The sequence below is a fragment of the Gemmatimonadota bacterium genome (genome assembly GCA_041390105.1).
GTDB lineage: Bacteria > Gemmatimonadota > Gemmatimonadetes > Longimicrobiales > Gaopeijiaceae > JAGQIF01.
The window spans coordinates 1,975,326-1,987,843 of record JAWKQO010000001.1 but is presented as its reverse complement, the minus strand read 5'-3'; the positions used below and the strand labels follow the sequence as shown (position 1 = coordinate 1,987,843).

The window sequence follows — 12,518 nt, the reverse complement described above, 5'->3', positions numbered from 1 at the left end:
CTTCCAGCGCAGTCCGACTCGTAGGCCAGAGTCCCGGCCGGAGCCGTCGACGCGGCGGGGGAGCTGCCTTGCGTGGGCTCCAGCGGACACGGATCTTCTCGCTTCTCCATTCCCGACGCCCGAGTGCACATCCATGTTCGACCGACCTCAAGCTGGCGAGTTCCTGCCGTACTACGCGACCTACATCGACCAGGTCCCCGACGGAGATGTGCTCGACCTGCTGGCGACGCAGATCGGGGAGACCGAACGCCTGATCCGTACCTTCCTGCCCGACCGCGAAGCGTACCGCTATGCGCCGGACAAGTGGAGCGTGCGCGAGGTGCTCGGGCACATCATCGACGCGGAGTGGGTGTTCTCGCTGCGGGCGCTCTGGTTCGCGCGCAGCGACCCGTCACCCCTTCCGGGCTTCGATCAGGACATCTGGGCGGAGGCGTCCAACGCAGGGGATCGTCCTCTCGAGGACCTCCTGCGCGAGTGGCGTGCGCTACGGGCCGCCAACCTGGAGACCTTCCGAGGGCTGGGTTCCGACGTCGCGATGCGCCGCGGCGTTGCCAACGGCTACGAGGTGACCGTTCGTGCACTGATCTGGGTCACGGCGGGCCACGAACGCCACCACCAGCGACTCCTGCGGGAGCGCTACGGCGCGGCCTGACGGTATCCTCGCGCTCGCTGCCCCGGTCCCGCTGGAGTAAGCCAGCGCCGGGGTCCGGCCCCACTCAGGAGGCGAGGCGGACGAAGATGTCGGACGCCACCAGGTCGAACACGGCATCGAGATCCGCGGCCGTGGGCGCCACGTAGGTGCGCCCGCGCGGCTGACCAGGATCGGAGATCCCGCCCTCGTTGGACAACTCGTCGAGGTAGGACTCGACCGCCCATCCCAGGCCGATGGTGTAGATGTAGGCCCCGTCACCCCGGATCGCGCTGGCCCAGGTCCGCCCATCGTCGTGCGCCTTGGTGCGGGCGAGGTCGCCGTTCCAATAGCCGAAGCAATTGGAGGAGTTGGCGCACCCATCCACGGAGGGTGGGTTGCCCTGGTTGGGGAGGGTGTTGAGCGGATCGTCCCAATACCCGACCACGTTGCTGCCGGTCTCGCCGACTGCCATCACTCGATCCTGCTCGGATCCCGGGAGTCCGATCACATCGCGAAAGGCCGTGGGCCGCCCGTCTGTGAAGAAGACGACCACTTTGACGGAGCGCTGTCGCACTGCGCCGCCTGTCAGCTGGTCGTAGGCGTACTTGAGCGACTGCCCGGTATTGGTCCAACCCGCAGAGGTCATGGTGTTGATGGTACTGGTGATGGAACCGGTGAAGTGATCCGTCAGCCAGACCCGCTGCGTGGCCCGCGTATTGAACCCGACCAATCCCATCTGGTCGATATTGTCGTCGAACTTCTGCACGAAGGAGCGCGCGGCATCCTGGAGATCGCCCCAGGCGCCGGCCTGCTGCAACGAGCCGGAGTGGTCGATGACCAGGATCAGGTCGACGGGAGGGGTCGCCGCTTCGGCGCGCGCCCGGATGTCCACGGTCGTGCGCCCCAACACCCGCGCCAGCAGCGTCGGCATCGTCTCCGAGGCCGTCACCTGCACGGTGTTCTCACCGAACTGGTTCTGGCCGAACTGCACACTGAGGTTGGGTCCTTGGTTGCCGTTCCCCAGCCCGTTCGCCTGGGCGATGGCCAGCGCGTGCTGGCGCGCTTGGCCCTGACCGCTGCGGAAGACACGAGCGCCGGCGAGCGCTGCGGCGTCCACGGCCCGCACCATGCGGGCGCGGCTCAGATACGCGCGCCCCATGTCCACGGCCAGCCCACTCATCCCGAGCAACAGCACCATGGCGAGCGCGACGAAGAGCACGACGGAACCACGCTCGTTGGACCAGGCGGGCCCGGGGCCAGTGAAGGTGTCGCGCTGTGAGCGGATGGACATGGATGCTTCCTCCAACGGTGATGCGAAAGACCGATCTAGAAGACAGCCGCCTCGTACAGCGAGGACGGGAGGATCCGTCCGAGCACACCGGAGAGCGGGGTGATCGGCTGATACGCGTAGAACACCTCGACCGTGTAGAGCACCCGACCGTCCTGCAGCCCGGAGATGCTCTGCAGGGCCGCTGCCGGAGACCCGAGCGGGCCCATCTGGCTCGCTCCCACACTGCCTCGGGAGAACTGGTCCGTGACGGTGGGCGTCGAACCCTGGACCACCACGCGACTGGCCACCACACCGCCACGGGCGGTCATGTTGATGTCGCCCCCATTGTCGATGACCACCTGGGCCACCTCGGTGAGCGTGGCTCCGCGGGACGCGAGGCTGGCCCCCTCGCGCGACAGCCCGGCCATCGCATGGGCAACGGTGAAGGCGTACCCCAACTCGATGGTTCCGAGCAGGAGGAACAGCACCACCGGAAGCACGATGGCCAGCTCGATCAGCTCCTGGCCGCGGTCGCTCCTCGCCAGCGTCCGTCGCAGGCGACGGAGGGCGTCCCTAGAAGATGGGCTCATTCTTGACCGTGGTGCTGACGGTGATCGGCATGGTGGTGGGCATGAAGCTGGGCAGCATGCCCCCTCCGAACTGATACAGATAGGTGAGCGAGATGCGCACCAGCTCGTCCGGTCCGCCCCCGTTGGACGGGTCCAACACGATGTCGGAGACGGGGATGTTGAGCTGGACGGCCCGGTCGACCAGGACCTGTTTGATGGACTCCGCGCGCGACAGGGGCGTGCCGGTGGCCGGGTCCGTCAGCGTCTGACCGGTGATCGCGAAGCGGGCCGCTTCCTGCACCGCGTTGCGCACGGTGGCCCGCGTGTAGAAGTGGCGCCCTACCTCCACGACGGAGAGAAGAAGGAAGACAGCCACCGGGATCGCGATCGCGAACTCGACGAGGCTCTGCCCCCGCCGGCGGTGCCAGAGTGAACGGATCAGTCGCATCGGTCTATGCACAGGTCTCGGCGCCCGGGAGCCGCACCGGGCGGTACGAGTAGTTCTCGTCCCGCAGGGTGGCACCGGTCGCCTGGAAATACCGCTTCCAGAACTCCTTCACACGTTGGCCCGCGTCATTGTCCACGCGGCCGCCCACCACCACCACGCACACGCCGGAGAGGTCCGGCAGGATGCCCTTCTCCACGGCGGTCGTCACCCAGTCGCCCGCAGGCATGCGCCGCTGACCCTCCATTTCGATCTCCGCAGTGGATTGCAGCATGTCGGAGAACAGGTAGAGCGTCTTGCGACTGTCCGGGCGGACACGGAACTCCTCGGCCACGTCGTGGAGGGTCGACAGGATATCGGTTCCCGTGATGCGGTCCCGGCCCGTCGTGTCCGCGAAGGCCGAGAGATAGTCGACCGCGTCGCGCAGGAAGCGGTCGCGGGCCACGGAGTCACCCGGGAGCACGAGGTCGGCGCGCTCCCGTTCGGGTACCGTCTGGGACCAGCGCTTGGGAACCTCCTCGATAGAGCGCTGCAGGAGCTCGAGCGCGGTGATACGGTCCCCGTGCCCCAGCGAGCGGATACGGTCCCGCATGAGGTCCCTGGCCTGCATGAGCTGGTGCCCCTGGATGCTCTGCGAGCGGTCGAACACGAAGGCCACGTGCTCGGGCGGGCGGGCCGCTTCGGCAGCCAGCAGCTCGCGCTGCTCGGCGCTCGCGGCCGGGTCGATGCACCCGCTCAGGGAGCCCAGCGCCGCCAGGACGAGGGCCGCCGTGGACGTGGACCGCGTCATTGCTCGGTGGCCTCCCGGTTGAAGTCGACCCGTACGACCTCGAAACGCTCTCTCAGGTCGGCCAGGTCGGACTCGTAGACCTCGGGAGTGTGCAGGGCATGGTTGCCCGTGAAGAGCGGGCCCGCGTCCAGGTTGAGCAGGCTCGATTCCGTTTGGGCACCGGCGGGGGCCGGCGTGCCGCGTCGGACGCGCTCGTTCTCGTTGCGGTACAGCGCGATCACGTCGTCCAGCTTCCCGGCCATCTCGGCGAGGTGCCGCTCGCTGTGCAAGGCGAGGAGCCCCTTCAGCTCGCGAATGTGCTTGGTGGACTCCCCGAGGATGGTGGTGACCTCCTCGGAGGCCTCCTCGGCGGCCGCCACGCATTCGCGGCGCTCGTCCTCGAAGGTACTGTCGTCGAAGTACTCCCACCGTCGGACGCGGCGGTGGTAGTACGCCGCACAGATCGCGCAGAGCACCAGCGTGAGGTTGAGCAACAGGATCGGGAAGCTCAAGCGGCTCATAGACGTCGCGTACTCGCGCAGCTCGGTCGCGGCCGCTTCCATGTCGTCTGCCCGGTCGGCCCGCTCGTTGGCGGTCAAGAGGTCGCCGTCCACACGCAACCAACCAGCGTCGCGCCGGAGCTCGGCCACGACGGCAACGTCCTCCTGATAGCGCTCTTCGCCCACTTGCCCCAGCGTCATGCGCGCTTGGAAGAGCACACCGATGACCAGCGCCAAGCCGGCGCCGGTCAGCACCAGGGGAATGATGTGCTCCAACGACGAGCGCCCGGCCACGGTGTCGCGGCGCATGCGCTGATCGCCCAGCGACACCAGATCGCGCAGGGAACGGCCGAAGAAGTGGCCGAGCACGCAGAGGAAGGTGACCACACCAGCCGCCAGGAGGGCCGCATCCGGGCGCAGCAACAGCTGGGCGAAGACCCGTTGCGCCCCGGCCAGCCACCCGTGCGACACCTCGGTCAGGATGCGGATCTGACGCTCGGTGAGGGGATCCCTCGGGAGAAGCGAAGCGAACACGGGTGCGTTCGCGAAGTACTCCACCAACGCCAGGAACGAGACCGCGAGCAGGTAGGCGCGGGTGGAGAGGCCTCGCGTGCCGTCCTCACCGTTGCGCTGCAGCTCTCGCGAGACCTCTTGCCTGCGCATGGACAACCGGGCTTTGGTACGCTTCAGCTCGTGCGTGAGACGCTGGATGCGGTCGATGAGGAGCGACGCGCGTCCCACGTTCTCGGAAAGGGACTTCTCCTGCTCGGCCCACCGGCTCTCGACGGTCGCCCGTTCCTGGGCCCGCCAACGCTCGTACGCCGAACGGCAGCGCTCGCGCAGCTCGATCTCGGCGGTGGCGAGGGGCAGCTCCTGGTCCTTGCCATCCCGTTGTGCCCGGGCGTCCTCACGGGCGCGGCGGATCGCCTCACCACGGAGCTTCTCCACCACGCCGTGCATGTCCCGCACGTCGTAGTCGGGCGCGCGGGTGAGGTCGGCCTCGGTGTCGGAGGCGACTCCCACCGGCTTGGGCCCGGCCTTTCCCAGCCGGGACAACCAGGAGCCAGCGGACCCGCCCTCGTCGGGCCGGGGATCGTAGGCGAGCACTTTGGGACGCTGGCTCATCGGATCTCCCACTCCAGGGTGTCGCCCGGCCGGGTCCCGGTTTCGGCCAGCGTGCCGGCCGGAACCTCGAGCGCGTAGCGCGCGTCCTTGTGCACGCGGGTCCGATCTCCGGGGCGGATGGTGTCATAGGTCGCCACCACGCGCCCCTCCGGGTCGAGAAAGGCCACGTCGATGGCGAAGCGCATTCCGTACATGTGGATCGCCCGGCAGGGCATGAGCATCAGCCCCTCCCCCGGCGAGAGCGCGTCGCGACCGAGCAGGCCGCGCAACCGCGACCATGGGCTGTCGGCGACGCCCACCCGGATCCCGAGCGTGCTGTTGCGATCAGGGTTGCGGACGACCAGTGCGGGCATCAGAGGCCTCCGAGCAACTCGCGGAAGAGGAACAGGGCGGGCCCGATCACGACCACGAACGTGGCCGGAAAGACGAAGAACGCGAGCGGAAAGAGCATCTGGATCGTGGTCTTGGCCGCAGCTTCTTCGGCGCGTTGGCGGCGCTTGGTGCGGAGCGTGTCCGCGTGCACACGAAGCGAGTGCCCGATGGAGGTACCGAAGCGATCGGTCTGGATCAGCATGCTGACGAGCGCCCGCATGTCCTCGAGTCCCGTACGGGCGGCGAGCGTCCGCAAGGCGTCCATGCGCGGTGCACCAGCGCGGATCTCCAGGTTGGCGATGGCCAACTCCTCGGCCAGCTGCGGCGAGACGGCGTCGATCTCCTGCGCGACCCGGAAGAGGGCCTGGTTGAGGCCCAGCCCGGCTTCGACACAGACCACCAACAGATCCAGCATGTCGGGGATCGCCCCCTGGATGGCGCGCTGACGGCGGCGGGCCCGCATCCGCACGACCAGGAAGGGCAGGCTCCAGCCCAGGAGCGCCAGGAATGCGATGCTCACGACCCAGAGCAGCGCGTTGGCTTCTGCAACCGTGAGCAGGAAGACGGCGATCGAGCCGGCCCCGACCGCCGCGATGAGGCGCACGGAGAGGAAGAGGGCAACAGCCTCCGGGCTCCGGAAGCCGGCCTGGAGCAACCACTGACGGATGCTCTCCTTGGCGCGCGGGCCCACCGCCAGACGGGTGCCCAATGCCTCCATGATGAGGCGGAGCTTCCGCCGCCTGGCCTGGCGAGCGCGTCGCTCTGCCAGGCGGAGGTGGACCGGCAGGGGGATGCGCAGGGCGGCCAGTTGGCGGCGCAGAACGCGACCCTGTGAATTCGCGGCTTCGTTCATGGCCACGACCAGGAAGCTGGTCGAGAGCGCCACCAGGGCCATCACCAGATAGATCATCGTCCGTCTCCTAGAACTCGACGTCCGTGATGCGACGGATCACGAAGAAGCCGATCACCTGCATGCCGAGCGCGAAGGAAAGGAGCAGGCGCCCGAACGGTTCCTCGAACAGGGGGCGCATGTAGTCGGGGTTCAGCAGGAACATGCCGCCTCCCGCGACGAACGGAGCCGCGCCCAGCACAATGCCGGTCATGCGGCCCTGCGCCGTGTGGGTGCGAAGCTGCCGACGGAACGTGAAGCGCTCACGGATGACCTCGGACAGCTTGTCCAGGATCTCGGCCAGGTTTCCGCCCACGTCCCGCTGGATGAGGAGGGCCGTGGCGAAGATCCGTACGTCGGGCAGGGACACGCGGTCTGAGAGGGACTTGAGGGCCTCGTCGAGGGGAAGGCCGTAGCGCAGCTCCTCGAAGACCTGGCGGAACTCGCCAGCCACGGGCTCGGCGGCCTCCTCCGCGACCATGCCCAACCCCGTCGAGACGCCGTGCCCGGCACGGATCGAGCGCGTCAACAGATCGATGGCCTCGGGGAAGTGGGCCTCGAAGGCGTTCATGCGCTTGCGCCGCTTGCGTACCAACCACAGGTAGGGGAGCGCCGCTCCCGTCGCCGCGGCCGGTGCGGCGCCTTCGAGCCCCAGCCCCAGAGCGGTCAAGGCGAAGCCCACCGCGACGGCCGTGCCCAGCGACAGCGCCAGGAAGGCACCCAGGCCCAACGCGGCTCCGCTCTGCTCCAGGAAGTGATGCAGGTCCTGGAGCCGCGGCACGCGGGCCAGCAGCGGCTTCAGCCAGGGGGGAAGGCCCTTGCCCTGGGTGCGCAGGAGGCTGGTTGCGCGAGGGGCCGCGCCGTCCGCGCCGCGCTGCGCCAGGCGCTGCAGCTCGCGCTGGACCAGGCGACGATGCGCCAGGAGCCGTAGGGCTTCGATCAAGAACGCGATGGCGAACGTCGCCAGAGCCATCGTGACGAAGGCGATGAGGGCGGTCAGCCAGGGCGCGCGGGCCACGGTGCTCATCGACGCTGCTCCCAAGCCAGGTCCAGCAACTCGGCGTTGGCGGCGCTGGCGCCCGTGAACAGCGACTCGGCCAGGTGCACCCCGTAGTTACGGAGGCGTTCGGCGTACTTCGGTCGGATCCCTGTGGCCTGGAAGCGGCCCACCACCTTGCCGTCGGCGTTGACGCCGTCCCGCTCGAAGACGAACAGATCCTGCATGGAGATGACTTCGCCTTCCATGCCCACCACCTCGGCGATGCTGGTGATGCGGCGCGTGCCGTCCGAGAGGCGACTCACGTGGACGACGATGTCGATGGCGGAGGCGATCTGCTCGCGAATGGCCTTGTCGGGCAGGTGGAGGCCGGCCATCGAGATCATGGTCTGCAGCCGGCTCAGGGCGTCGCGCGGGCTATTGGCGTGCAGCGTGGTCAACGAGCCGTCATGGCCGGTGTTCATGGCCTGCAGCATGTCGACCGCCTCGGCGCCGCGGACCTCGCCCACCACGATCCGGTCGGGGCGCATGCGCAGCGAGTTGATCACCAGCTGGCGCTGACTGACCATCCCGGTGCCTTCCACATTGGGAGGCCGCGTCTCCAGCCGTACCACGTGGGGCTGCCGCAGCTGCAGCTCCGCCGAGTCCTCGATGGTGACGATGCGTTCGTCCGAGGGGATCGACTCGGACATGACGTTGAGCAGGGTCGTCTTTCCGGCGCCGGTTCCTCCGGAGATCAAGATGTTCAAACGCGCCCGCACGCACCCGTCCAGGAACTCCTGCATCTCACGGGTGAGGGTCTTGGTGCGGAGCAGGTCGCTGGCCTGGAGAGCGTCACTCCGGAACTTGCGGATGGACAGATGGGGGCCGTCCACCGCCAGCGGATGGACAATCGCGTTCACGCGGGAGCCGTCGGCGAGCCGCGCATCCACCATGGGCGATGAGTCGTCGATGCGGCGTCCGACCGCGGAGACGATGCGGTCGATCACCTGCAGCAGATGGGCCTCGTCGCGGAAGCGGATGTTGGTCTTGTGGATGCGCCCATTGCGCTCCACATACACGTGATCCTGCGTGTTGACGAGGATATCCGAGACTTCCGGGTCCTGCATCAGCGGTTCCAGCGGGCCCAGACCAAAGACCTCGTTGAGCACCAGCTCGGCAATGAGCTCGCGCTCTTCCAGGTTGAGCGGCGCCTCTTCCTGGACCAGCAGCGTGCGGACGATGGCCCGAACCTCGGAGACCGCCTCCTCGTCGTCGCGGTCGATGATGGCGCTGAGGTTCAGTCGTTCGATCAGCTGGCGATGGATGCGCGTCTTGATCTCCTCGAACAGCGGACTGTGCTCGCGCTGATAGGAGATCTCGGGCCCGTGGGACGCAGCGATGCGACGGGAGTAGTTGGACTCCTGGCGCCTGCGTTCCCAGGCGGGAACGTCGTCCACGCCCTGGACGTCGAGAGCGGTGCCCGGGAGGGTCGGACTATCCGGCATGGTTCATCGCCTTTCCGTTGGTCGTCTTGCCGCTCGTGGCCCGACGCTTTCCGGATCCAAAGGGGAGAAAGCCGAAGCGGGAGGGGCGGGATTCCACCTCCACCTCACCGATCTCGCCCGCCAGACCGCGCAGGTCGCGGGCGAACGCCGAGCGGGCGTCGTCCACAACGGGCCGGCCGGCGTTGAGAGCGCCAATGACGGCGCGGTAGTCGTTCGCGACGGTCCAATAGGTCTCCAGACCGAGCGCCTTCTCGATCTCCGTCTCGGAGATGATCTCCCGCGCATCGAAGCGGTTGAGGATCAGCCGGAGGGAGTCGTCGGCGGCGCTGCGCCGGAGCTCGCGTAGGAGCGGCAGACAGCGGGCCAGGTTGCGTACCGAGGCCAGGTCCGGGGTGGTCACGAGCAGGACCTCGGAAGCGGCCTGGAGTGCGGCCACGGTCGGCGCGTTGAAGGACTTGGGCGCGTCGACCACGACGAACTCGTAGGGCCCCCGCAGGAAGTCGAGGATCTGCGCCACGCGGTCCACGTCCGCGCTCTGGGGATCCGCGGGGGCGTAGGGCGCGGCGAGGACGTCCAGGCCGGAGTCGTGGCGGTCGATGTAGGACGCCAACAAGTCGGAGTCCACCCGGTGAAAGTTCCGGAGCAGGTCGGCGACGCTGAACTTGGGCTCGATGCCCAGGGTCAGCGCCGTCTCTCCCAGCTCCAGATCCAGGTCCACGAGCAGGGTGCGTTTGCGGGTGAGTCGGTGAAGCTCGACCGCGAGGTTGGTGGCCAGCGTGGTCGAACCCGAGCCGCCTTTGGGACTAAAGACTACCAACAGCTTTCCCGGCGACTTTGACCCTTCAGGAGCTTTCTTGCCGAGCTTGCGGATGACCCGCTCGATGGCGTCGCGTACCGCGGCTTCATCGATGGGCTTCTCCATGTACTCGGAGATCCCGGCCTGCATCGCCGAGAGCAACAGCTCCGGCGAGAGATCGGGGCCGAAGCCAATCAGCTTCCGACTCGGGTTCGACTCGATGAGGAACTGGGCGAAGCGCAGCCCGATGGAGGGGTTGTGTTCCAGGTCGAGGAACGCCAACTCCGGATTCAGCGCGTCGAGCTGATCGAGATGGCGGGCCTCGATGTCCGTGAACGGGGCGTCGACTTCCATCGCCACCGTGACGGCGTCCTGGCCCGCGATGGCGCGAGCCAGGTCCGCCCTCAGGGTCGGATCGATCGAGAACAGGGCGGCCTTAACGGCCATTGCCGTTCTCCCGCGGCGGAAGGCGCGACTCCCAGGTGGAGGGCTCGCCCGTGGGGACGTCGATGGCCCTGTCGCTGGGACGGACCAGTTCGGGCGTGACCAGCACGAGCAACTCGGTGCGGTTCTGCCGAAGGTCCTTCGAGCGGAAGAGGGCACCGAGCACCGGAATGTCTCCCAGCAGCGGGATCTTGCTGCCGTTCTCCACGACGGTGTTGTCCATGAGGCCGGCGATGGCGAAGGTCTGTCCCGGCATCAGCTCCACCGTCGTCTCGGCCTTGCGTGACGTCAGCGAGGGGACACGGAAGCCGGACAGCTCGATCCCGTTGGCGAAGTCGAGTGAGGACACCTCGGGCGCCACGTGCAGTCGCACCGCCCCCGAGTTGGTGATGTCCGGCGTGAACTTCAGGCGGATGCCGAACTCCTTGAAGACGATGGTCACCACCGTGTTGGCGCCTGCCCCCTGGGCCACCGGCACGGGGAACTCTCCGCCGGCCAGGAAGGACGCTTCTTCGCCAGGCATCGCCAGCAGGTTGGGCTCGGCCAGGCTGCGGAAAAGACCCTGGCCCCTCAGCGCCTGCACGAAGGCACCGAAGTTGGAGGCGTCGTGGAACAGGAAGAAGTTGACCGCGTCCGAGAAGGTCTGCTCGGGGCCGTCTCCGTCGATGAAGTCCCGCGTGAAGGGAACCACACCACCGGAGGTCAACGCGCCCTCGTCGTCGCCGCGCAGGTTGCGGGGATCGACTCGGGTCACGTTGATGCCGTACTGCTCGAGCGCGTTCCGGGAGACCTCCGCGAAGCGGACGTGCAGCAGGACCTGTCCTTGATCGGGAGTACCGAGATGGTCCAGAACCGTGACGTCCTCTCCCAGCGTCTGGGCCAGGGCCACGGCCTTGTCACGTGTGCGGGCGTCGCGGACTTCGCCGGTGAGCACCACGCTGCTTCCAACCGCCGAGACGTTGATGCGCTCGTCGGGGAAGAGACGCTGGAACTCGGCCTCCAGGGTGGCGGCGTCCACCGTGACCCGCACGGTGTAGATGGTCAGCGTGCCTGCGTTGTCCCAGATGAGCAGGCTGGTGGTGCCCCCGACCTTGCCGTTGACGACCACCTCGTTGTTGGAAACGAGGACTGCGTCAGCCGTCTCGGGATCGGCAATCGAGACGCGGCGAAGGCCGGAGGGCACCGTAACCAGAGCGGAGTTTCCGACCGCGATGGTGATGAGCCGCTCGCGGCCCGTGTTCTGGGTGACCCGCAGTGGTGCGGCCATCGCAGCGCTGTCCGGCGCGGCCTGCGCCTGCAGCGCGACCGGGACCAGGGCCAGGAACGACAGGGCGATGACGATCACGCCACGCCCGGGGCGACGGGTCTCCATTAGTTGCTCCCTCCGGGGATCACGGAGCTCGACTTCTCGGGCCCGCGGAACAGTTCGATGGCAGGGCGGGGTGCCGCCGCCGGTGCGCTGGCCCGTCGAACGGGAGCGCGGGTCGGCCGCTTGGACGAAGGCAGCAACGTGCCGGTGCTGGTCCCTTCGGTCTCGGCCAACTCCAGATCGAGCGGGTTGCGCAGCACCAGCTGGATCCGACCTTTGGTAGTCGCCAGGGTGAGCTTCTCCGCCTCGGACGGGTCCACGAGCAAGGTGACGACCGGCACGGACTTCGGTTCACCGCGGAAGTCGCGCTCGGTGGTCTGACCGGCGGCGAGGACCTCGATGTTCTGCAGCACCAGCTGGGTGCGAGGCTCCTCCACCTGAGCCGCCTGGTCGAGCGTCGCCACCACATCGACGCGGGTGCCCGGCGTGGCCCACCCTGAGACCGCGATGACGTCGTCGACCTTCACGCTCATCGCGCGCTTACCGGCCGGAATGGTGATGGCCAGGCCGGATCCGGCTTCCCGGTTGGCAAGCTTGGTGGACATGAGAGGCTCGTTGGCGCGGATCGAGACGATGACGCCGCGTCCCACCACCTCGGCCGGCGAGAGGGCGTACCCGGCGGGCGCGTCCCCTTGCGGCCACGAGACCAGCTTGATGTCCTGTGCCTCGATCACCTCGCCCGGCGCGAGATCGCGCGCGGCCAGGACCACCTCGGTGGCTGGGACTGCACCCAGCACCTCCGTGGGGCCGGTATCGCGAAGGAACGTCCAGGCCAACCAGGCCGCGGCTGCGCCGGAGGCGAGGGCCAGGGAGAAGACGAGTCCGAATCTCTTGGTCATGGTCAGTTCACGTCGT

13 protein-coding genes are annotated in these 12,518 nt (G+C 68.0%); 1 reads left to right on the top strand and 12 read right to left on the bottom strand.

Translation table 11 applies throughout. The features are described 5' to 3' along the window. The first annotated feature begins 133 nt into the window (after positions 1-133). Positions 134-652 (top strand): DinB family protein, encoded by a 519-nt coding sequence (locus tag R3E10_08755; protein MEZ4415833.1) that lies wholly within the window; start codon positions 134-136, stop codon positions 650-652. Between the two features lie 64 nt (positions 653-716). Here R3E10_08755 and R3E10_08750 read toward each other — a convergent pair whose 3' ends face one another. The 12 genes from R3E10_08750 to cpaB are packed head-to-tail and all read right to left on the bottom strand — an operon-like array spanning position 717 to position 12,502. Continuing rightward, the gene (locus R3E10_08750) at positions 717-1,922 is read right to left on the bottom strand and encodes a VWA domain-containing protein (GenBank protein MEZ4415832.1); all 1,206 of its coding nucleotides are present in this window, start codon (positions 1,920-1,922) and stop codon (positions 717-719) included. Positions 1,923-1,957: 35 nt separating this feature from the next. Then, entirely contained in the window at positions 1,958-2,491 is a 534-nt protein-coding gene (locus R3E10_08745) for a TadE/TadG family type IV pilus assembly protein (protein MEZ4415831.1), read from the bottom strand. Further along, positions 2,475-2,918 (bottom strand): pilus assembly protein, encoded by a 444-nt coding sequence (locus R3E10_08740; protein MEZ4415830.1) that lies wholly within the window; start codon positions 2,916-2,918, stop codon positions 2,475-2,477. Before R3E10_08740 ends, R3E10_08745 begins: the two co-directional genes overlap by 17 nt. A 4-nt stretch (positions 2,919-2,922) precedes the next feature. Beyond that, positions 2,923-3,705 (bottom strand): hypothetical protein, encoded by a 783-nt coding sequence (locus R3E10_08735; protein ID MEZ4415829.1) that lies wholly within the window; start codon positions 3,703-3,705, stop codon positions 2,923-2,925. After that, entirely contained in the window at positions 3,702-5,309 is a 1,608-nt protein-coding gene (locus R3E10_08730; protein MEZ4415828.1) for a hypothetical protein, read from the bottom strand. The genes R3E10_08735 and R3E10_08730 overlap by 4 nt, the downstream gene beginning before the upstream one ends. Further along, positions 5,306-5,662, bottom strand: a complete 357-nt coding sequence (locus R3E10_08725; GenBank protein ID MEZ4415827.1) for a DUF192 domain-containing protein — start codon at positions 5,660-5,662, stop codon at positions 5,306-5,308. The genes R3E10_08730 and R3E10_08725 overlap by 4 nt, the downstream gene beginning before the upstream one ends. Continuing rightward, positions 5,662-6,591 (bottom strand): type II secretion system F family protein, encoded by a 930-nt coding sequence (locus R3E10_08720; protein ID MEZ4415826.1) that lies wholly within the window; start codon positions 6,589-6,591, stop codon positions 5,662-5,664. The genes R3E10_08725 and R3E10_08720 overlap by 1 nt, the downstream gene beginning before the upstream one ends. Before the next feature lie 10 nt (positions 6,592-6,601). Then, entirely contained in the window at positions 6,602-7,597 is a 996-nt protein-coding gene (locus R3E10_08715) for a type II secretion system F family protein (GenBank protein MEZ4415825.1), read from the bottom strand. Then, a complete protein-coding gene (locus R3E10_08710) occupies positions 7,594-9,054 on the bottom strand; it encodes a CpaF family protein (GenBank protein MEZ4415824.1) in 1,461 nt (486 codons plus the stop codon). The genes R3E10_08715 and R3E10_08710 overlap by 4 nt, the downstream gene beginning before the upstream one ends. Then, positions 9,044-10,297 (bottom strand): AAA family ATPase, encoded by a 1,254-nt coding sequence (locus R3E10_08705; protein ID MEZ4415823.1) that lies wholly within the window; start codon positions 10,295-10,297, stop codon positions 9,044-9,046. The genes R3E10_08710 and R3E10_08705 overlap by 11 nt, the downstream gene beginning before the upstream one ends. Continuing rightward, positions 10,287-11,666 (bottom strand): type II and III secretion system protein family protein, encoded by a 1,380-nt coding sequence (locus R3E10_08700; GenBank protein ID MEZ4415822.1) that lies wholly within the window; start codon positions 11,664-11,666, stop codon positions 10,287-10,289. Before R3E10_08700 ends, R3E10_08705 begins: the two co-directional genes overlap by 11 nt. After that, positions 11,666-12,502: a Flp pilus assembly protein CpaB gene (cpaB, locus tag R3E10_08695; protein ID MEZ4415821.1), complete on the bottom strand. Its 837-nt coding sequence runs from the start codon at positions 12,500-12,502 to the stop codon at positions 11,666-11,668. Before cpaB ends, R3E10_08700 begins: the two co-directional genes overlap by 1 nt. Positions 12,503-12,518 lie beyond the last annotated feature (16 nt).